The 22,814-nt window shown below is 72.4% G+C and carries 14 protein-coding genes and 1 pseudogene; 8 read left to right on the forward strand and 7 right to left on the reverse strand.

Features of this window, described 5'->3' with window-relative positions:
• Positions 1-46 precede the first annotated feature (46 nt).
• The 5 genes from LUX31_RS01950 to LUX31_RS01970 form a co-directional block, all read right to left on the reverse strand.
• A complete protein-coding gene (locus LUX31_RS01950; RefSeq protein ID WP_235472767.1) occupies positions 47-850 on the reverse strand; it encodes a class I SAM-dependent methyltransferase in 804 nt (267 codons plus the stop codon).
• Positions 847-1,722, reverse strand: a complete 876-nt coding sequence (gene rfbD, locus LUX31_RS01955) for a dTDP-4-dehydrorhamnose reductase (RefSeq protein ID WP_235472768.1) — start codon at positions 1,720-1,722, stop codon at positions 847-849. Before rfbD ends, LUX31_RS01950 begins: the two co-directional genes overlap by 4 nt.
• Complete coding sequence (gene rfbB / locus LUX31_RS01960) at positions 1,719-2,711, reverse strand: dTDP-glucose 4,6-dehydratase (RefSeq protein ID WP_235472769.1); 993 nt, start codon at positions 2,709-2,711, stop codon at positions 1,719-1,721. The genes rfbD and rfbB overlap by 4 nt, the downstream gene beginning before the upstream one ends.
• Positions 2,708-3,775, reverse strand: coding sequence for a glucose-1-phosphate thymidylyltransferase (locus tag LUX31_RS01965; RefSeq protein WP_235472770.1), 1,068 nt, complete (start codon positions 3,773-3,775; stop codon positions 2,708-2,710). The genes rfbB and LUX31_RS01965 overlap by 4 nt, the downstream gene beginning before the upstream one ends.
• Before the next feature lie 104 nt (positions 3,776-3,879).
• The gene (locus tag LUX31_RS01970) at positions 3,880-6,360 is read right to left on the reverse strand and encodes a SpoIIE family protein phosphatase (RefSeq protein ID WP_235472771.1); all 2,481 of its coding nucleotides are present in this window, start codon (positions 6,358-6,360) and stop codon (positions 3,880-3,882) included.
• A gap of 183 nt (positions 6,361-6,543) precedes the next feature.
• Between LUX31_RS01970 and lanKC the strand changes: the two genes are divergently transcribed.
• The 4 genes and pseudogenes from lanKC to LUX31_RS01990 all read left to right on the forward strand — a co-directional run.
• Complete coding sequence (gene lanKC / locus LUX31_RS01975; RefSeq protein ID WP_235479768.1) at positions 6,544-9,186, forward strand: class III lanthionine synthetase LanKC; 2,643 nt, start codon at positions 6,544-6,546, stop codon at positions 9,184-9,186.
• Between the two features lie 66 nt (positions 9,187-9,252).
• Positions 9,253-9,369: a SapB/AmfS family lanthipeptide gene (locus tag LUX31_RS01980; RefSeq protein WP_235472772.1), complete on the forward strand. Its 117-nt coding sequence runs from the start codon at positions 9,253-9,255 to the stop codon at positions 9,367-9,369.
• Between the two features lie 86 nt (positions 9,370-9,455).
• Positions 9,456-11,183 carry an ABC transporter ATP-binding protein gene (locus LUX31_RS01985; RefSeq protein WP_235472773.1) on the forward strand — a complete coding sequence of 576 codons (1,728 nt, stop codon included), beginning with the start codon at positions 9,456-9,458 and terminating at the stop codon, positions 11,181-11,183.
• Between the two features lie 1,081 nt (positions 11,184-12,264).
• Positions 12,265-13,167, forward strand: a pseudogene (locus LUX31_RS01990) (ATP-binding cassette domain-containing protein); the annotation flags it as partial.
• A 285-nt stretch (positions 13,168-13,452) separates the two neighbouring features.
• Here LUX31_RS01990 and LUX31_RS01995 read toward each other — a convergent pair.
• Positions 13,453-14,067, reverse strand: coding sequence for a response regulator transcription factor (locus tag LUX31_RS01995; protein ID WP_235472774.1), 615 nt, complete (start codon positions 14,065-14,067; stop codon positions 13,453-13,455).
• 363 nt (positions 14,068-14,430) lie between these two features.
• Here LUX31_RS01995 and LUX31_RS02000 point away from each other — a divergent pair, with 363 nt between their 5' ends.
• The gene (locus LUX31_RS02000) at positions 14,431-16,485 is read left to right on the forward strand and encodes a SpoIIE family protein phosphatase (RefSeq protein ID WP_235479769.1); all 2,055 of its coding nucleotides are present in this window, start codon (positions 14,431-14,433) and stop codon (positions 16,483-16,485) included.
• 542 nt (positions 16,486-17,027) lie between these two features.
• Here the strand turns inward: LUX31_RS02000 and LUX31_RS02005 are convergent.
• Complete coding sequence (locus tag LUX31_RS02005) at positions 17,028-18,419, reverse strand: S1 family peptidase (protein WP_235472775.1); 1,392 nt, start codon at positions 18,417-18,419, stop codon at positions 17,028-17,030.
• Positions 18,420-19,437: 1,018 nt separating this feature from the next.
• Here LUX31_RS02005 and LUX31_RS02010 point away from each other — a divergent pair.
• The 3 genes from LUX31_RS02010 (at position 19,438) to LUX31_RS02020 (ending at position 22,813) form a co-directional block, all read left to right on the forward strand.
• On the forward strand, positions 19,438-19,656 hold the full coding sequence (locus LUX31_RS02010) for a type A2 lantipeptide (protein ID WP_235472776.1): 219 nt from the start codon (positions 19,438-19,440) through the stop codon (positions 19,654-19,656).
• A 131-nt stretch (positions 19,657-19,787) separates the two neighbouring features.
• The gene (locus LUX31_RS02015) at positions 19,788-20,594 is read left to right on the forward strand and encodes an HlyD family efflux transporter periplasmic adaptor subunit (protein ID WP_235472777.1); all 807 of its coding nucleotides are present in this window, start codon (positions 19,788-19,790) and stop codon (positions 20,592-20,594) included.
• Entirely contained in the window at positions 20,591-22,813 is a 2,223-nt protein-coding gene (locus LUX31_RS02020; protein ID WP_235472778.1) for an NHLP family bacteriocin export ABC transporter peptidase/permease/ATPase subunit, read from the forward strand. Before LUX31_RS02015 ends, LUX31_RS02020 begins: the two co-directional genes overlap by 4 nt.
• The last annotated feature ends 1 nt before the right edge of the window (position 22,814 follow it).

Genomic DNA, 22,814 nt, shown 5'->3' on the forward strand with positions numbered 1-22,814 from the left:
CGGCAGCTGATGAGCTGCCGGGCCCAGGGATTTGTTCACTCTGACGTCAGCGGCTGGTGCTCAGCGGCTCCAGGCTGCGGCGCAGCTGCTCCCAGCCCTTGCCGCGCTTCGTGCCACGGTTGCGGGAGCGGACGAGCGGGGCCCAGAAGGCGGCCTCGACCAGGGTCTCCGGCTTGACGGCCGGCGTGCGCTCCAGGACGCTCTCGGGGACCTTCTGCGGGTCCGCGACCTCGAACTCCGCGATGATCTCGTCGTACTTGTCCGAGAGCACGGTGTTGTCGGGGTCGGCGCCGAAGACGATGAGCTGTCCGGTGGGCGCGGTGTCGACGAGGACCGTGACCAGGTCGGGGCGGTACCGGGCGAGGATCTCGATCAGCTTGTAGACGTCGCCGGTCCAGGCGTTGGTGTGCCGGTCGCGGGCGGCCTCGTCGATGCTGCGCGGCAGCATGTCGTCGAGGACGATGACGCTGGCCCAGTCCGAGTGCTTCTCGACGTTGATGAAGTCGCGCAGCGCGTACTCGAACAGGTGCATGCCGTCGATGAACGACAGGTCGAGCGTGGTGCGCTGCCAGTAGCCGAACGGGCTGCGGTTGCGGGCCAGGTTGCGCAGCGGGTGCCGGCCGCCCGTGAGGTGGGCGAGGGGGTTCTGCCGGGCGAAGAAGTCGTCGCTGGTGGCCTTGGCGAGATGGACGTCGCAGCGGATCTCGGAGACCACCTTGAACGCGGGGTCGATCGCGATGCTGGGTACCCGGGACAGGGTCAGGCTTCGGCCGTCGTTGACGCCGATCTCCAGGTAGTTCCTGTTCGCGCTGACCTTGTGGAGCTCCCGGAGGAACTCATGACGTTTCACGAGGAAATCTCCTTGCGGATGTGTGGCAGTGCTTCGTGCAGGGCGGTACGCCAGTCACGGAGGGGTCCGAGACCGGTCTGCTGCCAGCGGCCGTGGCCGAGGGCGCTGTATGCGGGCCTGGGTGCGGGCCGGACGAAGGCCGCGCTGGTGGTGGGGCGCACCCGGTCCGGGTCGGCGTCGACGAGGCGGAACACCTCACGCGCCAGCTCGAACCAGGTTGCCTCGCCGGAGTTGGTGGCGTGGAGAATACCGTTCACCTCGGGACCGATGCGGGGTCCGAGGTCGGCGATGCGTACGGCGACGTCCGCGCTCCAAGTGGGTTGGCCGCGTTGGTCGTCGACGACGTCGAGGGTGTCCCGACGCGCCTCCAGTTCGATCATCGTACGCACGAAGTTGCCGCCGTGGGCGCCGTACAGCCAAGCCGTGCGCAGGACGACGCTCGCGTCGGGCAGCGTGGCCAGGACGGCCTGCTCACCGGCGAGTTTGGTGCGGCCGTAGGCCGTGCGCGGGGCCGGGGTGTGGTCCTCGGGGTACGGGGTGCTGCGGGTCTCGCCGTCGAAGACGTAGTCCGTGGAGACGTGGATGAGCCGGGCGCCGTGCTCGGCGCAGGCCTGGGCGAGCAGTCGCGGGCCGACGCCGTTGATGCGGAGCGCGGTGTCCTCGTCCGTCTCGGCGTCGTCGACGGCGGTGTAGGCGGCGCAGTTGACGACCAGGGCGGGCCGGTGCTCGGTGAGGACGCGGCGCACGTCGTCGGGGTCGGTGATGTCCAGGGCGGCGTGGGCGAGACCCACGACGTCCTCACCGCGCCCGAGGAGTTCCTCGACGGTGTCGCGGCCGAGCATGCCGGCGGCGCCGGTGACCAGCCACTTCATCCCTTGACCTGCTTCTCCGTGGTGCCGACGCGCTGCTTGAGGGGCTCCCACCAGGCGCGGTTGTCGCGGTACCAGGCGACGGTGGCGGCGAGACCGGCGGCGAAGTCGTGGCGCGGGGTGTAGCCCAGCTCGTCGTGGAGCTTGCTCCAGTCGACGGAGTAGCGCAGGTCGTGGCCCTTGCGGTCCTCGACGTACTCGACGCTGTCCCAGTCGGCGCCGCAGGCTTCGAGGAGCAGCCCGGTGAGTTCCTTGTTGCTCAGTTCCGTGCCACCGCCGATGTTGTAGACCTCGCCGGGCCGGCCGCCGGTGCGCACGAGGTTGATGCCCTGGCAGTGGTCGTCGACGTGCAGCCAGTCGCGGACGTTGAGGCCCTCGCCGTACAGCGGGACCTTCTTGCCGTCGAGGAGGTTGGTGACGAAGAGCGGGATGACCTTCTCGGGGAACTGGTGCGGCCCGTAGTTGTTGGAGCAGCGGGTGACGCGCACGTCCAGGCCGTGGGTGCGGTGGTAGGCGAGGGCGAGCAGGTCGGAGGATGCCTTCGACGCCGAGTAGGGCGAGTTGGGGGCCAGCGGGTGGGTCTCCGGCCAGGAGCCGGTCTCGATCGAGCCGTACACCTCGTCGGTGGAGACGTGCACGAAGGGGCCGACGCCGTAGCGCAGGGCCGCGTCAAGCAGCACCTGGGTGCCCACCACGTTGGTGCGGACGAAGTCGGCGGCGCCGTCGATCGAGCGGTCCACGTGGGACTCGGCGGCGAAGTGGACCACCTGGTCGGCCTCGGCCATCAGTTTGTCGACGAGTTCGGCGTCACAGATGTCGCCCTGGACGAACTTCAGCCGGGGATGCCCGGCCGGCAGGTTCTCCAGGGTGCCCGCGTACGTGAGCTTGTCCAGCACCGTGATCCGGGGCGCCTCGGGGGCGTCGGACGTGAGGAGGTTGCGGACGTACATGGAGCCGATGAATCCGGCGGCGCCGGTGACGAGGAGGTTCATGAATGGATCTGCACCTTGCTGTGGTCTCCGAGGACGAGTCGGTGGGCGCTGGGAACACTGGGGGCCGGGGTCACCTCGACATGCCGGCCGATGAGCGAGGACTCGATGCGGCCCACCCCGGCGATGGACGAGTCGCGCAGCACGATGGAGAACTCCAGCTCGCTGTCGGTGATCCGGCAGTTCTCCGCGAGGGAGGTGAACGGTCCGACGTAGGAGTCGCTGACGACGGTTCCGGCGCCGATGACGACGGGTCCGACGATCCGGGAGCGGGTGATGCTCGCGCCCTTCTCGATCACCACACGCCCTATGGTCTCGGACGCGTCGTCCACGTCGCCGTCGATCCGCCGCTCCAGGCCCTCCAGGACCATGCGGTTGACCTCCAGCATGTCGGTGACGTTCCCCGTGTCCTTCCAGTAGCCCTTGATGAGCGTGGATCGTACGTCGGACCGGGTGTCGATGAGGTGCTGGATGGCGTGGGTGATCTCCAACTCGCCGCGCCAGGACGGGCGGATGGCGCGTACGGCGTCGTGGATGGCCGGGGTGAAGAGGTACACGCCGACGAGCGCGAGGTCGCTCTTGGGGTGCTCCGGCTTCTCCTCCAGGCCGATCACCTGGCCGTCCGCGTCGAGTTCGGCGACGCCGAAGGAGCGCGGGTCGGGCACCTGGGTGAGCAGGATCTGGGCGTCCGGACGCAGTCCGCGGAACTCGTCGACGAGGGCGCTGATGCCGCCGACGATGAAGTTGTCGCCGAGGTACATGACGAAGTCGTCGTCACCGAGGAAGTCCCGGGCGATCAGCACCGCGTGGGCCAGGCCCAGGGGCTTCTCCTGCGGGATGTAGGTGACCTTCAGGCCGAACTTCGATCCGTCGCCGACCGCTTCCTCGATCTCGGCCGCGGTGTCACCGACGATCATCCCGACCTCGGTGATGCCCGCGTCGGCGAGGGATTCCAGGCCGTAGAACAGCACGGGTTTGTTGGCCACGGGCACGAGCTGCTTCGCCGAGGTATGGGTGATCGGCCGAAGCCGTGTGCCGGCGCCGCCGGAGAGCACGAGAGCCTTCATCCGTTCACCCTAGCTTCGATTTCCCGGTACGTAATATCCGGTGCCTCTGGGTGACCGGCACGGGTGCGTGTCCGGTGCCTCCGGGTGACGGGCGCGGGTGCCCGTCAGGGCTCCAGCACGATCTCGCTCCACACCTGTTTGCCGCCGCTGACCGGGACGGTTCCCCAGGCCGCCGACATGGCCTCGACCAGGAGCATGCCCCGGCCGCCGGTGGCCTCCCAGCCGAGGTTCGTGGGTCTGATGGGGGTGCGGGGCGAGTTGTCGGCGACGGCGACACGCAGCCGGCCGTTGAAGAGGGTGAGGTCGAGGCGGACCTGGCCGTCGGTGTGCACGAGGGCGTTGGTGACCAGCTCGGAGACGACGAGGAGCACGGTGTCCATGTTCTCCTCGAGGTGCTCCTGGGCGCCCGCCTCGCCGGACAGGCTCCAGGTGCGCAGGGTGCGCTTGCTGAAGCGGCGGGCGTGCCGGACCGCCTCGGGCACCCGCCACACGGTCCAGCTCTCGCGCAGCGGGCGCTTTTCCATGCCGTCGTAGCGCAGCAGGAGCAGGGCCACGTCGTCGTTGCGGTTGGCGCCCGCGAGCAGGGCGTCGGCGACCAGGCCGAGGTGGGCGGGATCGGCGGCGGCGAGGTCGGCCGCGAGGGCGGCCAAGCCGTCCTCGATGTCGGTCTCCGCGGACTCGACGAGGCCGTCGGTGGTGAGGGCGAGCAGGGTGCCGGGCTGGAGGCGCAGCATGCTCATCGGGAAGTCGGCCCGGGGCAGCACACCGAGCGGGGGTCCTACGTCGGACTCGGCGACCTCGGTGGTGCCGTCGGGGTGGCGGACGACCGGGGGGAGGTGGCCGGCGCGGACGTACCAGGCGGTGCCCTCCTCCATGTCGACCTCGACGTAGCAGCAGGTGGCGAAGAGGTCGGTCTCCATGTCGGCGAGGAGCCGGTTGGAGTGGGAGACGACGACGTCGGGCGGGTGGCCCTCGACGGCGTAGGCGCGCAGGGCGGTGCGCATCTGGCCCATGAGGGTGGCGGCGCTCGCGTTGTGGCCCTGGACGTCGCCGATGACGAGGGCGACGTGGTTGTCGGGGAGCGGGATCACGTCGTACCAGTCGCCGCCGACCTCCAGGCCCTCGGTGGTCGGCAGGTAGCGGGCCTCGGCGACCCCACCGGGCAGTTTGGGCAGGCGGCGGGGCAGCAGGGAGCGCTGGAGCATGCCGACGAGTTCGTGTTCGGCGTCGAAGGCGTGGGCACGGGTGAGGGCCTGGCCGGCGAGGCCTGCGGCGGCGGTGAGCAGGGCGCGTTCGTCGGTGCCGAACTCGTGCGGGCTGTCCCAGCCGATCAGGCAGAGGCCGGCCATCCGGCCGCCCGCGGGCAGCGGCAGTACGGCGAGACCGCCGGGGCCGACGCCGTCCAGCGCGGGCTCCATCTCGGTACCGGCGGGCCAGATCGCCGCGCGGCCCTCGCGCAGGGCGGCGGCCAGCGTGGGCATGGAACGGACGGGGGACTCGGGCCACTCGGAGCGCCATTCCAGACGCCACGACTCGGGCCAGACCTCGGGCTCGGGCGGGTCGAGGACGGTGACGACGAGCCGGTCGTTCTCCAGTTCGGCGAGGGCGATCCGGTCGGCCCGCAGCGGTTCGCGCAGCGCGGTGACGACGGCCTGGCTGACGTCGCGGACGGTCCCGGCGGTGGCCAGGGCGGCGGCGAGGCGCTGGACGCGGGCCACGTCGGTGACGCCGGAGCGCAGGGTGGAGGCGTCGCCGACGGTGCCCACGAGCCGGGCGGGCCGGCCCTCCCCGCCGGTCACGAGCCGTCCGCGCAGCCGCAGCCACCTGGGGGGTCCTGCGGGCTGGAGCACCCGGAACTCCAGTTCGCGGTCGCCGATGGACATGTGGTCGGCCTCGACGACGGACATCAGGGAGGGCAGGTCCTCGGGCACGGTCAGGCCGAGCAGGGTCTCGACCTTGCCGTCGAAGTCGGTGCGGTCGAGCGCGAACAGTTCGAGGAGTTCGTCGCCGACCTCGACCCGGCCGGTGTCCATGGCGAGGCTGAAGGAGTTGGCCGGAAGTTCGCCTTGATCCCCGGCGGCGATCGGTGCGGGCCAGGCGACGGCGTCGGCGAGCAGGGCGAGACAGTCCCGGGCGTCGTCGTCGAAGCCGCCGGGACTCTCCGTCACGGCGAGCAGACAGCCGCCGTCACCGACGGCCGCCCCCGCGCGGACCGGCAGGGCGGCCAGGTGGACGTCGGCGGTCGGCATCCGCCGTGACTCGGCGCAGTCGGCGAGTTCGCCGGGCCCGAACCAGACGGGCCTGCCGGTGCGATGAGCCTCGGCGGCGGGCGATCCGCCGGCCACCGCGTAGCTGTCGCGCAGGCCGTACAGCGTGCGGGGCACCCCGGCGGACTCGACGAGACACAGCAGCTCACCGGCATCACCGGGGGTGTACACGGCGGCGGTGGCCACATCCGCGAAGACGAGCGCCTGTTCGAGGACGCGGCGCAGGTACTCCCGGGGGTCGAGGTCGGCGGGGAGCGTCTTGAGGGCAAGTTCGGCACGCAACGTTCTCGTGCCGCGTCTCGCGTCCTCACTGACCACGTCGTCATTACAGCGCGTATGGGGCGCGGGCGCAGCCCCTGTGCCGTTCCGACGGCACCGGTCGGCCCAGTCGGCGCCCATGACCGCACCTGTGCGTTCCGCACGGTGGCCTCATGACAGCCGTGACTGTCGGCGCCCGCCCCCGGGCTGGAAGGCTCGGTGCCAGCCATCGAGGAGGTGGGCATGGACCAGCGGTACGAGGTGTACGCACTGGCCGACCGGCACTTCTACGAGACGCCCGACCGGCTGTCCGCACCGGGCAAGGTCGCTCCCCTGTTCGAGACGGCGCGCCGTGCGGTGCCGGAGGGGTGGCGGACGGGGCGGATCGGCGACTGGCTGGCCCTGACGCCGCTCGGCCCGGACGGCGACCCGCTGCCCGGACCCACGCAGGGCTGGAAGGTGCACGCGTCGGCCACCCGGACGAACGCGGAGCGGATCGCCGGGGCGGTGTGGGACTACTGCGTGCCGCGCGGCATCCCGTTCAAGTTCTTACCGGGCCCTCATCTGCTGCATCTGCGGAACACCAAGTACGCGGGCCGGGACGGCAGCGGGAAGTTCGTGACCGTCTATCCGGCGGACGAGGACGCGCTGCACCTGGTGCTGACCGAGCTGGGCGCACTGCTGGAGGGCTGCGAGGGGCCGTACATCCTCACCGATCTGCGCTGGCGGGAGGGTCCGCTGTACGTCCGCTACGGGGCATTCGCACGCTCCTTCGTGGTCGACGAGCGGGGCTCGCTGGTGCCCGCGGTCCGGGACGGCGAGGGGCGGCTGGTGCCGGACCGGCGCGCGCCCTCCTTCCAGGTCCCGGAGTGGGTGCGGCTGCCCGCGTTCCTGGAGGAGCAGCTCGCGGCCCGCAACGCCACGACGGTCGCCGACCTGCCGTACCGCATCGAGAAGGCGCTCCACTTCTCCAACGGCGGCGGGGTGTACGTGGGCACCGACACGCGGGACGGGCGCCGGGTCGTTCTGAAGGAGGGGCGTCCGCACGCGGGGCTGGCGGCCGACGGCGCGGACGCGATCACCCGGCTGGAGCGCGAACGTGCCGCGCTGGAGCGGGTGTCCGGGCTCGGGACGGTGCCTCGGGTGCGGGACTGGTTCACGCTCGGTGACCACCGCTTCCTCGTCATGGACTTCATCGAGGGACGCCCGCTCAACGCCTTCTTCGCCGAGCGGCACCCCCTGCTCACCCACGACCCGGATCCGGGGGCGGTGGCCGACTACACGCGGTGGGCGCTGCGCATCCATCGCGCGGTCGAGGAGGTCGTCGAGGCGGTGCACGCGCGCGGGATCGTCTTCAACGACCTGCACATCTTCAACATCATGGTGGCGCCCGACGAGGAGTCGGTGTCCCTGGTCGACTTCGAGGCGGCGGCACCGTCCGAGGAGCGGGGCCGCCAGATCGTCGCCCACCCCGGGTTCTTCGCCCCTCCCGACCGCAGGGGCGAGGACGTCGACCGGTACGCCCTGGCCTGTCTGCGGCTCGCGCTCTTCCTGCCCCTGACCACCCTGTTCGTGGTGGACCGCGGCAAGGCGGCCCACCTGGCCGAGGTGATCGCCGGCCAGTTCCCGGACGTACCGCGGGAGTTCCTGGACGAGGCGGTCGCCGAGATCACCCGTGAGGTGTCCGCGCGGGAGCCCGGCCGCTCCGTGTCGGCGTCGCCCGTCACGCCTGTCGAGCCCGGCGACTGGCCGTTCAGCCGTGACTCGATGGTGAAGGCGATCCTCGCCTCCGCCACCCCCGACCGGGACGACCGGCTCTTCCCCGGCGACATCACCCAGTTCTCCGACGGCGGCGGCCTCGGGCTCGCGCACGGCGCGGCCGGGGTGCTGTACGCGCTGTCCCAGGCGGGCGCCGAGCGCTACGAGGAGGGCGAACGCTGGCTGCTGGCCCACACCGACCCGGTGCCGGTGGGCACGCCGCTCGGCCTGTACGACGGTCTCGCGGGCGTCGCCCATGTGCTCGACCTGCTCGGGCACCAGGGGCGTGCGCTGGACCTGATCGACGTCGTCCTCGGGGAGAAGTGGCACAAGCTCTCCTCGGACCTGCGCGGCGGCCTCGCCGGGCTTGGCCTGGTCCTGGGCCGGCTGGCGCGGACGACCGGGGAGAAGGCGCTGGCCGAACGGGCCCAGGACGTCACGGACATCCTGGTGGGCCGACTGGCCGAGCCGCTCCCGGACCCGCCGAAGAGGCGCGCCGGGCTGTTACGCGGCGCGAGCGGGCCCGCGCTGCTGTTCCTCCGGCAGTACGAGGTCACAGGCGACCCCGCACTGCTCGACGCGGCCGGCACGGCGCTGCGCCGGGACCTGGACTGCTGCGTCGTACAGCGGGGCGGCGGCCTGGAGGTCGACGAGGGGTGGCGGACCATGCCGTACCTCGCAGAGGGCAGCGTGGGGATCGGTCTGGTCCTCGACGACTACCTGGCGCTCGGCGCGCCCGAGGGGCGCTCCGCGACGCACACCGACGGGTACGAGGACTTCGAGCGGGCCCGGGCCCGGATCCTGACGTCCGCCGCCTCACGTTTCTACGCGCAGCCCGGGCTGTTCCAGGGCCGGGCCGGCATGATCCTGCACCTCGCCCGTACCGGCGCCCCCGAGGCGCGGCTGCGGGAACAGATCGCGGGGCTCGGCTGGTACGCGATGCCGTACCAGGGCCAACTGGCCTTCCCCGGGAACCAGATGATGCGCCTCTCCATGGACCTGGGCACCGGGACCGCGGGGTGTCTGCTCGCGCTCGGCGCGGCCCTCGACAACACGGCCCCCGCCGCTCTGCCCTTCCTCCCGCCGCCACAGCGGCCCCATGACGCGGCTCCGCACCCGGAGTCGTGACGCGACACCCGTCCCCACCGGAACCCGGACCGCCGGGTTCACCGGGATCACCCGAAAGGATCCGACATGGCACTGCTCGACCTTCAGACGATGGAGTCCGACGACCACTCCGCCACCGGCGCCAACAGCACACTGAGCCTGCTGTCCTGCGTGAGCGCGGCCAGCGTCACCCTCTGTCTCTGAGCACCTCGGACAGGGACGCCGGGCGGTCACTCCACCTGTGGAGGGCCGCCCGGCGGTCCGTCACCCCCGTCGGAGGGTCCGCCCGCATGACGACAGCCACCCACGACCGGCCTGCCGCGTCCGAGGACACCGCCTCGCCGCTGCGCGCGACCGTGCGCCGCACCGGGGCGCGCAGCGCTGTCCTGTTCCTGGTGGCCACGGCCTCGACCGGGCTGAGCCTCGCCCTGCCCCTGTTCCTGGGGCGGGCCCTCGACCTGCTGCTGGCCCGCCCGGATGGTACGGGAGCCATGCGCTGGGTCCTGTGGTGCGCCGGTCTCGTCCTGCTGCTCGCCGTGCTCGACGCCGTCGAGACGGTGCTGGGCGCGGCCACGACCGCCCGCGCGACGGCTTGGCTGCGGTATCGGCTGACCCGGCATCTGCTCGCCGTGGGGCCACGGGCCGGGGAGCGCTTCGGGTCCGGCGAACTGGTGACCCGGCTGGTCGGCAACGCCGCGCAGGCCGGGACCGCGCCCGCCGCCCTCGCCGCGCTGCTGGCCGCGCTCGCGGGGCCGGTCGGGGCGGTGGTGGCGCTCGGTCTGCTCGACCCGTGGCTGGCCGCCGTGTTCCTCGCCGGGGCGCCGGTTCTGTTCCTCCTGTTGCGGGCCTTCACCCAGGACTCGTCACGGTGTGCGGCCGACTACCAGAACGCCCAGGGGCGGATCGCGAGCGGGCTCGCGGAGGCGATCGGCGGGGCCCGCACCATCGCCGCGTGCGGGACCGCGGACCGCGAGGTGGCCAGGGTCCTGCGGCCCCTGCCCGAACTCGCCGCGGCGGGCCGCCGGATGTGGCACGTCCAGGGACGCGCGGCGGCCCGGGCGGTCGCCCTGGCCCCCTTGCTGCAGTTGGGGGTGGTGGCCGTGGCGGGCGTCCTGCTGGTCCGCGACCGGCTGACGGTGGGCGAGATGCTCGCCGCCTCACGGTACGCCGTCCTGGCGGCCGGTGTCGGTGTCCTGGTCGGGCAGTTGTCGGGGCTGGTCAGGGCCCGGGCGTCGGCCCGGCGCCTCGGCGAGCTGCTGGCCGAGCCGGCACCGGCGTACGGGGGCCGCCGGCTGCCGCCGGGGCAGGGGAGGCTGGAGCTGCGCGGGGTCACCGCCCGACGCGGCGGACGTACCCTCCTGGACCGCGTCGACCTGGTTGTGCCCGGCGGCGGCACACTCGCCGTGGTCGGCCGCTCCGGCGCCGGCAAGTCCCTTCTCGCGGCCCTCGCCGGACGCCTGGCCGATCCCGACGACGGCACCGTGCTCCTGGACGGCGTACCGCTGCCCGAACTGACCCACGACGAGCTGCGCCGTGCGATCGGCTGTGCCTTCGAACGCCCCGCCCTGCTGGGCGACACCGTCGCGGACACGATCGGCTTCGGCGTCCGGACCGCGTCACCCGGCCGGATCGAGGCCGGCGCCGCCGCCGCCCGCGCCGACACCTTCGTGCGCCGGCTGCCCGACGGCTACGCCACCCCCTGCCGGACCGCGCCCCTCTCCGGGGGCGAGCGGCAGCGCCTCGGCCTCGCCCGGGCGCTGGCCCGCGACAGCAGACTGCTCGTCCTCGACGACGCGCTGTCCAGCCTCGACACGGTCACCGAACACCAGGTCACCGAGGCGCTGCTGCGCCACTCCCCCGGCAGCACCCGTGTGCTCGTCGCCCACCGGGTCTCCACCGCGGCCCGCGCGGACGCGGTGGCCTGGCTGGACGGGGGGCGGGTGCGGGCGGTGGGGACGCACGCGGAACTGTGGCGGGAGAGGGGCTACAGGGAGGTGTTCGCGGATGCCGGAGGCTGAGGATGCCCGGCGACGCCTGCCCGACGCCGGTCCCGGCATCCGACCGGGCAGCGCCCCGGGCGACAGTGCCCCACCACGGACGACCGGCGCCCCCGACGGCCGACCACACGGACCCCTGCCGGAGGCTGAGAATGCCCGACGACGCCCGCCCGACACCGGTCCCGGCATCCGACCCGGCAGCACCCAGGACGACAACGCCCCACCACGGACGACCGGCGCCCCCGGCAGCCGACCACACGGACCTCGGGACGACGGCGCCCCGCCGCAGGCGGTCGGCAACCCCGGCGGCCAGCCGCACGGTCCCCGCAACAGCGACGCCCCGCCACAGCCGGTCGCCAACCCCGGCAGCCAGCCGCACGGTCCCCGCAACGACGACGCCCCGCACCAGGCGGCCGCCGGCTCCGGCACCCCGGGCGGCGACGCCCCACCGCCGGCCGGCAATCCCGGCACCCCGGACGACAGCGCCCCACCGTCGGCGGCCCGAGGCCCCGGCAGCCCGCCGCGCGGTCCGCGGGGGCGCGGCGTCCGGCGGTGGCCGGCCGACAGCGGCGGTGTCGGGACGCGGGCGCCCGGAAGCGGTGGGCTTCGTCGACGTGGGCTGCGGTTCCTGCTGCGGCACCGGCGCGTCGTCGCGCGGCTCGTGCTGTGGTCCCTGCTGGAGACCGCGCAGACCTTCCTCATGGGGTACGCCCTCGCCCGCGCCCTCGACGAGGGGTTCCTGCGCGATCGCACGGACATCGGGCTCGGGTGGCTCGGGGTCGCCGCGCTCGCGGTCGCCGTCGGGGCCTACGGCACCGGACGGGTGTACGAGGCGGTCGCCGCGCTCGTCGAGCCGTTGCGGGACCGGCTCGTGGAGCGGGTGGTGGCGCGCGGGGTGCGGGAAGCGGACGGCGGGGCCCTCTCCGCGCTGACCCAGCAGGTGGAGATCGCCCGGGACACCTTCGCCGGTGTGGTGATGGTGTCCCGGTCCTTCGTCTTCACGGCCGCAGGCGCGCTGATCGGGCTGGGCTCGCTCGCGCCACCCCTGCTTCTCGTGGTCGCTCCCCCGCTGGCCGTCGGCGTGGGCCTCTTCATGGCGAGCATGCGCCCGCTGGCCCACCGCCAGGAAGCCTTCCTCGTCGCCGACGAACGTCTCGCCGACCGTCTCGGGGACGTCTGCGCGGGGCTGCGGGACGTCACCGCGGGGGGCGCGGAGGAGTGGGTGGCGGCGGACGCGGGCACGCGGATCGACGCCGAGCTGTCGGCGGCCCGCTCGCTGGCCCGCTGGGGCGTGCCCCGGGTGGCGTCGATCGCCGTCGGCGGACAGCTCCCCGTCGTCCTGCTGCTGCTGACCGCGCCCTGGCTGCTGCGCCACGGCGTCACGCCCGGCGCCCTGGTCGGCGCGCTCGCCTACGTCACCCAGTCCCTGCTGCCCGCCCTGCAGAACCTGGTCCACGGCCTGGGCACCAGCGGCTCCCGGCTCGCGGTGGTCCTGCGCCGCCTGGTGCCGCCCGGTCCGGCGGCGGCCGACGGCATCCCGCAGGACGCCCGCCCCGTCCCCGCCCCGCCGGGGACACCGGCCCTGGCACTCTCCGGCCTCACCTTCGCCTACGGCCCCGCCTGCGCACCCGTCGTCGAGGACCTCACCCTCAGCGTGCCCCGGGGCGCGCGCCTCGCCGTCGTCGGCCCCAGCGGCATCGGCAAGTCCACCCTCGTGTCCCTGGCCGCGGGTCTCCTGCTACCCCAGCGGGGCGCGATCCGGCTGTGCGGGCATCCGGTGCCCGGCGACACCGCCCACGCGCACCGGGTCCTCATCCCGCAGGAGGCGTACGTGTTCAGCGGGACGTTCGCCGAGAACCTAGGCTGTCTGCGGCCGGATCCCGTGCCCGAGTCCGAGCTGCTGGCCGCCGCCGAGGCCGTCGGGCTCGCCCCGCTCCTCGGCCGGCACGGCGGACCCGGGGCCCCGGTCGTGCCGGCCGCGCTGTCGGACGGCGAACGGCAGCTGATCGCGCTGACCCGGGCCTTCCTCTCGTACGCCGGTGTGGTGCTCCTCGACGAGGCGACCTGCCATCTGGACCCGGAGGCCGAGGAACGCGCCGAGCGGGCCTTCGCCTGCCGGCCCGGCACGACCCTGGTCGTGGTCGCGCACCGGATCGCCTCGGCGCGCCGGGCGGACCGTGTCCTCCTGATGGACGGCCGGGAGAACGCGTACGGGACGCACGACGAACTGCTGGAGCGCTCGCCCCTCTACCGCGACCTCGTGGGCAGCTGGTCGGCCGTGCCGGGACCGTCAGAGCCAGCCCTCGCCCTGCGAGATACGGATGGCGTCGATACGGTTGCGGGCCCCGGTCTTGCGGGTGATGGCCGCCATGTAGTTGCGCACGGTGCCGTGGGACAGGTGCAGACAGCCGGCGATCTCCGCGACGGACGCCCCCTCCGCGGCGAGTGACAGGACGCTCAGCTCACGTCTGGTGAGCGGGATCTGCGTGGCTCTGAGGAACCCGAGGCCGAGCGAGGCGTCGACGAACCGTTCGCCGGCCGCGACGCTCCGGATGCCGGACACCAGCCGCTCCGGCGACCCCTCCCTGTCCTTGTCGACATAGCCCAGCGCGCCCGCCTCGGCCGCCCGTTTCAGCAGGCCGGGTCTGTCGGCGCTGGCGAGCACCAGCAGTCGCGGCGCAGGCCCGGCCGTACCGCAGGCGCGCAGTTCGCCCAGCGCGGGGATGCCGCAGGTGTCCGAGCTGTCCAGGTCCGCCGCGCAGACATCGGGGCGCATCAGCCTCGCTCTGCCCGGCGCGCCGTGCCAGGAGGTGCCGCACACCCCGAGATCGGGCTCTCTGCGCAGCCACTCCGCCAGGACCGACCGCACCAGACTCGCGTCGTGCACCAGAAGCACCCTGATCACTGCGGCTCCCTCCGTCGCGTCTGCCGGTTCACCGGTGTCGCGTGCCCCGATTTCGGGGCTTGCGGCAGCTCAAGGGCGCGCAAAACCGGCCAACAAGGTGCGCGGGAGCGCATGCGCGGCGCTTTCGCGCTGGGACTCGCGCTTCACCGACGAGGACATGAGCCGGGGCAGAGGGGGTAGCGAGGGCGGCGGGACGTTCGCCGTGCGGGACGGGGTGAGTGGAGGGAGCCTTGAGCCGGGAGGGCCCGGTCCGGTGAGGAGGTGGTCCGGGTGGGCGATGCGCAGGTCTCCGGACGTGGGCGGCCGGGCGGCAGCGGCTCCGCGGCGTTCGGCAGGCCGCTGCTGTCGCTGGCGCTGGCCGGGATGATGGACGACGTCCAGGCCCACGCGGGCGCGGTGTATCTGCTGGCGCCCGGTGAGTCCGTGCTGGAGATGGCTGTCATGGCGGGGCTGCCCCGGACGTTCGCGGCGCCGTGGGAGCGGGTCGGGCTCGGTTCGCCGGTGCCCGTCGCCCAGGCGGCGCGTGAACGGCGGTTCGTGTGGGTGGGTGGCGAGGAGGACATGGCCCGGCTGTTTCCGCGGGTCGCCGTCGTGCTGCCCTACCCCTTCGCGCTGGCCGCCGTACCGGTGGCGACCGACTCGACTGTGTACGGGGCGGTCTTCGTGACCTGGCCCGGTTCGCACCCGCCGGAGGTGTCGGACCGGGAGCGGGAGCGGCTGACCGCGGCCGGCGACCGGCTGGCGCTGCGGCTGGAGCGGGCCGTCGCCGAGCACCGTACGCTGCGGCCCGAGGCGGATCTCCTGGCCGCCTGGCCGGGCACGCCGGTGGCCGACACCCTCGGCTCGGTCGAGGCGGCGCGGATGGTGTCGCGGCTGCCGTACGGGCTGTGCTCGCTCGATCTGCACGGGCGGGTCGGTTTCGTCAACGCCGCCGCCACGGAGTTGCTGGGGATCCCCGCGAGCGGGCTGCTCGGCGGCCGGCTGTGGGGGTCGGTGCCCTGGCTGAACGATCCGGTGTACGAGGACCGCTACCGCGCCGCGCTGTTGAGTCTGCACGTCACCTCGTTCGTGGCACTGCGCTCGCCCGGCGACTGGTTGTCGTTCCAGCTGTACCCGAGCACGACCGGGCTGAGCGTCCGGATCACCAGGGCGCGGGCGGTGGCCGAGCTGGACCGGGCGGAGCGTCGGCCGGGCGGCCCGTCCAGCCTGGTCACGATCTCGCAGGTGCTGTCCCTGGCGGGGGCGCTCACCGAGGCGGCGGGCGTCCAGGACGTCGTCCAGCTGGTCGCGGACGAGATCATGCCGGCGGTGGGCTGCCAGACCCTGGTCATGCTGGGCTCGCGGGGCGGGCGCATGCACGTGGTCGGACACCGGGGATTCGAGGACCCGGAGCTCGTGGAACGCTTCGACGGACTGCCGCTGACCGAGCAGACCCCGGGGACACAGGTCCTCACCACCGGTGTGCCCGCCTTCTTCGAGTCGCGGGGGCAGCTGGACCGGCTGTATCCGGCGGTACGGGAGGTGCCCGGGACGATGGCGGCCTGGGCGTATCTCCCGCTGATCGCGTCCGGGCGGCCGGTGGGCACGTGCGTACTGGGGTACGCGGAACGGCACGCGTTCCCCGCCGACGAGCGCGCCGTCCTGACCAGTCTCGGCGGTCTGATCGCCCAGGCCCTGGAGCGGGCTCTGCTGTACGACGCCAAGCACCGCGTCGCGCATGGTCTGCAGGCCGCCCTGCTGCCCAGTTCCCTGCCGTCGCTGCCCGGATTCGAGGCCGCGGCGCGCTATCTGCCCGCCACCCAGGGCATGGACATCGGCGGCGACTTCTACGACCTGGTGTGCTCGCACGGGCGGGCCTCGGCGGTGATCGGGGACGTCCAGGGGCACAACGTGACGGCGGCCGGCCTGATGGGTCAGCTCCGTACGGCCGTACGGGCGTACACGACCGTCGGTCAGGACCCGGAGGAGGTCATGAGCAGCACCAACCGGCTGCTGATCGACCTCGGGACCGAGTTGTTCGCCAGCTGTCTGTATCTGCGGCTGGACCCGGGATCCGGGCGGGCCGTGATGGCCCGTGCGGGGCATCCGCAGCCGCTGCTGAGACGCCCGGACGGTCAGGTACGGGTCCTGGATCTGGCCGGGGGTCCGCTCCTGGGAATCGACGCCTCGGCCTCGTACCCGACGACGGAGGTCAAGCTGCCACCGGGCTCGGTCCTGGCCCTGTACACCGACGGCCTGATCGAGTCCCCGGGCGTCGACATCGACGAGGCACTGGCCGCCCTGGGGCGGCGACTCGCGGAGACCGGCGACCGCCCCCTGGACGAACTCGCCGACGGACTGGTGGAGTTCGGCGCGGGGACGACGGCCCGGGCGGACGACATCGCGCTGCTGCTACTGAGAACACGACCGGAGAACTGACGGCTCTCCCACCTAGGACGCGTCCGGAGAGGCGACGGCTGCCCTACGGGAGGGGCAAGCACGCAGGTGGGCCCTGGGCCGTGCGACGCCCACCTGAGCCGAGGACGTGACAGCCGCCCTGCGGGAGGGGCCTGCACGACAGTGGCCCAGGGCCGCCCGGGGCGCAGGGCGAGGCCCGGAACATGCGACGCACACCTGCCACGAGGACGCGTCCGGAGAGGCGACAGCCGCCATGCGGGAGGGGCCTGCACGCCGGTGGCCCTGGGCCGCCCGGGGTACAGGGCGAGGCTCGGGACATGCGACGCGTACCTGCGCCAAGGGCGTCCGGCGACGTGACAGCCGCCGTGCCGGGCCGCCCTGCGCGGCCGGTCTCCCACGGTCGTCGGGCCGACAGGGCGAGGCCGGGGCCATGTCACGCACACCTGCGCCGACGGGGGTCGCTGCCAATCCGCCGGAGGCCCCCTTACGCAGAACGGTCCGGCCCTCCCGCCGGAGGGCCGGACCGTTTCACTGGCGGCCGGTACTACTGGTGGTGTGGCCGGTCAGTGGCCTTCGGTCTCCAGACCGGTGCCGTCGTCCACGCCCTCGGTGGCCTGGTCGTCCACACCGCCGAGTTCGTCACCGCCGACCTCTTCACCGAGTCCGGCCTCTTCGCCCGCACCGGCTTCCTCACCGGCACCAGCCTCTTCACCGGCGCCGGCTTCCTCGCCCACACCGGCCTCTTCACCAGCGCCGGCCTCTTCGCCCGCGCCCGCTTCCTCACCGGCGCCGGCTTCCTCGCCCGCACCGGCCTCCTCGCCGGCACCGGCGTCAGCCGCGCCGAGGGTGGCGCCGACGGCCTCAAGGGCCGTGGTGACCGGCTGGAAGAAGGTCTCGCCGCCGACCGTGCAGTCGCCGCTGCCGCCGGAGGTCAGGCCGATCGCGCTGCCGTCCTGGGTGAACAGCGAGCCGCCGCTGTCGCCGGGCTCCGCGCAGACGTTGGTCTGGATGAGGCCGGTGACCGTGCCCTCGGGGTAGTTCACGGTGGCGTCGAGGCCGGTGACCTCGCCGTCGTTGAGGCCCGTCGTGGAGCCCATCCGGAAGACCTGCTGGCCGACCTCGGCCTCGGCGGCCTGGAGGATGTCGACGGTCTGGCCGCCGCCGACGTCGACGGTGCTGTCGGCCACGGTCGCCGGGTCGTCGTACTTCACGAGTGCGAAGTCACCGTCGCCCGGGAAGGTGGCCGCCTCGACGGTGCCGATCGCGGCGCCGCCCTCCGCGTCCGACCACTCGGCCGCGGCGACACCGCAGTGACCGGCGGTCAGGAAGCCGGGCGTGCCGTCCGCGGTCGCCACGTTGAAGCCGAGGGAGCAGCGGGCGCCGCCGCCGAAGATGGCGTCGCCGCCCTCCACGAGGGGCTTGAAGGTGCCCGCGCTCTTCTTGATGGTCGCCATGCCCGTGCCGAGGCTCTGGACGGTCGACTCGATGGTGTCCCAGTTGGCGCCGGTGACCGTGCTGTCGGCGGTGACCTGGATCTTGTTGGTCCGGGGGTCGACGGACCAGGCGGTGCCCGGGATGGTCGCCTCGGCCTTGAGCGTCTGCGCGCCCGCCTTCAGCTCGGCGACGCTGTTCTCGACCTCGCGGACTGCGGCTCCGGCCTTCTTGGCCTGGATGATGACGTTGTTGTTGTCACCCTCGACCTCGACGACGTTGATGATGAGCTGCTGCTTGTCGGCGTCGTAGTAGGAGCCCGCGAAGGCGTCCCCGAGCAGTTCCTCGAGCTGCGAGGCCAGATCCGAGGCAGCCGTCGCCTGAAGGGTCTTCGGAGCCGCATCTTCCGCAGCGTCGGTCTGGGACGCCATGGCATTGGGCAGCAGCAGTGCCGCCGCGCCGATCGCCGCGACACTGCCCACCGCTATCGCGGCCTTACGCTTCGGAACTCGCTTGTGACTCAACTTCTTGACCTCCTGCGGGGCGGGGTCTTAGCCGCCGATCGTTCTCGGCGACCGACTGGGGCGCCTGGATGGCTGTAGGTACGGACGGTTCACGTGGGGCGTTCAAACGCGTTTGCCAACTCCCTTTGCGAAACAGCGAATCGGCCATTGCCAGGGCCTGACCGAGAGCCGCCGGGAACAACCACCCATATGCCGATGACGCCTGCCGAAGCAGACAAGATCCATTCCACCGGCTTCGCCCTCTGAGCAGTCGATCCCGGCCTGACCGCCGAGGAGTCGGGCCGGCACCGCAAACTGCGGCGAATGCCCTGGTGGGAGCGGTCGTTCGGGGCAGACTCCGGCGGCCGGCGCGGACACCTCGCCGGTGACGCGACACCGGCTGCACACAGGGCCTTCGTCCCCCTGACCGCACCCCGCGGGCCCCGACATAGCCGTGCGCGGTGACCGGATCCGATGTCCGGATCGAGCCGGTCCCCTCGGCCACCGACGCTCGCCCGCATCTCGCTTCCCGATCAAGCCGACGCACAGGAAAGGCACAGCGAAACACTTTCCGTAATCGCCTCGTGGCTTTGTGTCGGTCAAACCGATACGAATCCAGGCTCCAGGGAATCTGCACATCGAATACTCAGCGAGGTCACCGCACACTCCGGTTCCGCACATCCGCTCGTTACACGCCACGCCTTTGATGGCGGACTGTCCGATTCGGTCGCGCACCCATGACCGGCCCGCATGCCCGGCCGCAAGGGCCTGGGTGCGCCGAAGCCGTGGGGTATGTGAAGAAGTCGCCGCCAAGCCGTGCGCACGCCCTCACGGTTTGGGGCCCGTGGGGCTCAAGTGCCCTGGTGAGGCGGTTGGTTGATTGGAAGACGGCCGTGCGGGCGTGCTTTGATCCATCGCATCGCAGGGGCCGAACAGGTTCCGGAAACGAGCCTGACCGGCCCTGCGGTCGCGGCCGTCATCTGTCCCCAGAGGGGGCCGCTCTCCCCCTTGAAACACCCATACGAAGGGAAGTTCCAACATGAACTCCACCCCCCAGGTTGCGACCGCCGAGCTCTCGGACGCCGCTCTCGACGCCGTCTCCGGCGGTCTGTCCCTGAACGCTGTCGGCACCGTCACGGGCCTGGTGGACGGCGTCGCCCCCGGCGTGCTCCCGCTGGTCGGCTCGGTCGTCGACACCGTCGAGGGTGTCTCCGGCCTGAACACCGGTGCGGTCACCAACCTGGTCGCCGGTCTCTGATCGACGCCTTGTGCCGCTGAGTCCCGGAACCGTTTCGCGGTTCCGGGACTCTCGGTTGCCACAAACCCATCTGCCTTTCCCAGGCAAGTCTTCTCTCAGGCAAGTCTTCGTCACGCAGGTGAGGAAAGCCCGTGCAGTTCCGCCAACAGGCCCTCGCCAAGCTCCAGTCGCCCGAAGAGCTGGACCTTCCGGTGCGTTTCGCGCGCCCCCAGGGCTGGCTGGTCCTCTCCGTCACGGTGGTCGTCATGGCCGCCGCGTCCGTGTGGGCGGTCACGGGATCCGTCTCGTCCACGGTGAGCGCGCCCGCCATCCTCACGCACGGGGAGGGCAGTTACGTCCTGCAGAGCCCCGTCTCCGGCCAGATCACCGCGGTGCTCGCCGAGGAGGGCGCCCAGCTGCCCGCCAACTCGCCTGTGCTGAAGGTCCGTACGACCTCCGGCGACACCGTCGTCCGTTCGGTCGCCGCGGGCCGGCTCACCGCGCTCGCCGCCACGATCGGCCAGATCATCGGCACGGGCACGAACATCGCGGCCGTCGAGAAGGTCGCCCGCGCGAGCGATCCGCTGTACGCGACGGTGTACGTCCCGGCCGAGAACGCCGCCACGATTCCCGCGAACGCAGCCGTCGACCTGACCGTCCAGACGGCACCCACCCAGCAGTACGGGGTGCTGCGCGGCCATGTGAAGTCGGTGGACCGGGCTCCCCAGACGCAGCAGCAGATCGGCGCGTTTCTTGGGGACAGCCAGCTCGGCGAGCAGTTCACCAAGAAGGGCCGGCCGGTCGCCGTCCTGGTGAAGCTGGACAAGTCGTCGGCCACGAAGAGCGGTTACAAGTGGTCCTCGGCCGACGGTCCGCCGTTCAGGCTCACCTCCATGACCCTGGCCTCGGGTTCGATCCGGCTGGCCGACCAGCGTCCCGTCGATTGGCTGCTGCCGTGAGTGCCGCACAGAACTCCCGGGCCAAGCGCCGCTCGGCCCCGCCCCGGCGCACGGTCCCCAAGGGCAGCGGCAAGTCGGTGCGTACGCCGACCGTCCTCCAGATGGAGGCCGTGGAGTGCGGTGCGGCCTCCCTCGCCATGGTCCTCGGGCACTTCGGCCGGCACATCCCACTCGAAGAGCTGCGCATCTCCTGCGGTGTCTCCCGGGACGGCTCGCGCGCGAGCAACCTCCTGAAGGCGGCCCGGAGTTACGGTCTGACGGCCAAGGGCATGCAGATGGACACGGCCGCGCTCGCCGAGGTGAACGCGCCCGCGATCCTGTTCTGGGAGTTCAACCACTATGTCGTCTTCGACGGCATGGGCCGCCGCCTCGGCCGGCGCGGGGTGTACATCAACGACCCCGGCAAGGGCCGCCGGTTCGTGCCGATGGAGGACTTCGACTCCAGCTTCACCGGAGTCGTCCTGGTCATGGAGCCGGGCCCCGACTTCGAGCGCGGCGGGCGCAAACCGGGTGTCCTGGGTGCCATGCCGGCCCGGCTGCGCGGTACTTCGGGCACGATGCCCGCCGCGATCCTGGCGAGTCTGCTGCTGGTGGCGGTGGGCGCCGCGATGCCCGCGCTCAGCCGCACCTACATCGACACGTTCCTCATCGGCGGCCAGACCTCGATGCTGAACGTGCTGTTCGCGTCGATGGGCGCGTGTGTGGCGCTGACCCTCGTCCTGACCTGGCTGCAGCAGGCGAACCTGCTGCACGGCCGCATCATCTCCTCGACCCTGAGCAGCGCCCGCTTCCTGCGCCATCTCCTCCGTCTCCCGGTCACCTTCTTCTCCCAGCGCAGCCCGGCCGACCTGGTGCAGCGCCTCCAGTCGAACGACTCGGTGTCCGAGACGCTGGCCCGCGACCTCTCGGCGGCGGGCGTCGACGCGGTCGTCGTCGTGCTGTACGCGGTGCTCCTCTATACGTACGACCCGCAGTTGACGGCCGTCGGCATCGGTGTCGCGCTGCTGAACATCGTGGCCATGCGGGTGGTGATCCGGCTGCGGGCGACCCGTACCGCCAAACTCCGCGCGGACACGGCCCGGTTGACCAACACCGCTTATTCCGGGCTCCAGTTGATCGAGACCATGAAGGCGACCGGCGGCGAGGAGGGCTACTTCCGCAAGTGGGCCGGGCAGCACGCGACCACGCTGGAGGAGCAGCAGCGGCTCGGGGTGCCGAGCGCCTGGCTGGGTGTGGTCGCGCCGACGCTGGCGACGCTGAACAGCGCGCTGATCCTGTGGATCGGCGGGATGCGGGCCGTCGAGGGCCATATATCCGTGGGTCTGCTGGTCGCCTTCCAGGCCCTGGTCACGCGTTTCACGGCGCCGTTGACCCGCCTGAACGGTGTGGCGGGCCGTATCCAGGACTTCGCGGCGGACGTGGCCCGGCTCAAGGACGTCGAGAACTTCCAGGCGGACCCGTTGTACAACCGGCCGGGCGGCGGCGATTCGACACGCCGACTGCACGGCCACGTCGAACTGCAGAACATCACCTTCGGCTACAGCCCCCTCGACAAGCCGCTGCTGTCCGGCTTCGACCTGACCGTCGGTCCGGGTCAGCAGGTGGCGCTGGTGGGCGGCTCGGGCAGTGGCAAGTCGACGGTCTCCAGGCTGATTTCGGGCCTGTACGCCCCCTGGGAGGGCGTCATCCGTATCGACGGACAGCGCCTGGACGACATTCCGCGCGGTGCGCTCGCGGCCTCCGTCTCCTTCGTCGACCAGGACGTTTTCCTGTTCGAGGGCAGCGTCCGCGACAACGTGGCGCTGTGGGATCCGTCGATCCCGGACGAGTCGGTGGTGGCGGCCCTGGAGGACGCGGCGCTGTACGACGTCGTCACGCGCAGGCCGGGCGGTATCCACAGCCGGGTCGAGCAGGACGGGCGGAACTTCTCCGGCGGACAGCGGCAACGCCTGGAGATCGCACGGGCGTTGGTGCGCAACCCGAGCATTCTCGTCCTCGACGAGGTGACCAGCGCCCTGGACGCGGAGACCGAGCAGACGGTGATCGACAACCTGCGCAAGCGCGGCTGCGCCTGTGTGGTGATCGCCCACCGGCTCTCCACCGTGCGGGACAGCGACGAGATCGTCGTGCTCCAGCACGGCACGATCGTGGAACGCGGGCGGCACGACGCCCTGGTGGCGGCCGGCGGGGCGTACGCCGAGCTGGTCAGGGAGCGATGAG

The organism is Streptomyces sp. GQFP (genome assembly GCF_021545335.1).
Taxonomy (GTDB): domain Bacteria; phylum Actinomycetota; class Actinomycetes; order Streptomycetales; family Streptomycetaceae; genus Streptomyces.

What these genes read in the sequence shown, in the direction of transcription:
- LUX31_RS01965 (WP_235472770.1), bottom strand. Translation starts at nt 3,775, where the DNA reads ATGAAGGCTCTCGTGCTCTCCGGCGGCGCCGGCACACGGCTTCGGCCG.
- rfbB (WP_235472769.1), bottom strand. Translation starts at nt 2,711, where the DNA reads ATGAACCTCCTCGTCACCGGCGCCGCCGGATTCATCGGCTCCATGTAC.
- LUX31_RS02010 (WP_235472776.1), top strand. Translation starts at nt 19,438, where the DNA reads ATGAACTCCACCCCCCAGGTTGCGACCGCCGAGCTCTCGGACGCCGCT.
- LUX31_RS02000 (WP_235479769.1), top strand. Translation starts at nt 14,431, where the DNA reads ATGATGGACGACGTCCAGGCCCACGCGGGCGCGGTGTATCTGCTGGCG.
- LUX31_RS01980 (WP_235472772.1), top strand. Translation starts at nt 9,253, where the DNA reads ATGGCACTGCTCGACCTTCAGACGATGGAGTCCGACGACCACTCCGCC.
- lanKC (WP_235479768.1), top strand. Translation starts at nt 6,544, where the DNA reads ATGGACCAGCGGTACGAGGTGTACGCACTGGCCGACCGGCACTTCTAC.
- LUX31_RS01985 (WP_235472773.1), top strand. Translation starts at nt 9,456, where the DNA reads ATGACGACAGCCACCCACGACCGGCCTGCCGCGTCCGAGGACACCGCC.
- rfbD (WP_235472768.1), bottom strand. Translation starts at nt 1,722, where the DNA reads ATGAAGTGGCTGGTCACCGGCGCCGCCGGCATGCTCGGCCGCGACACC.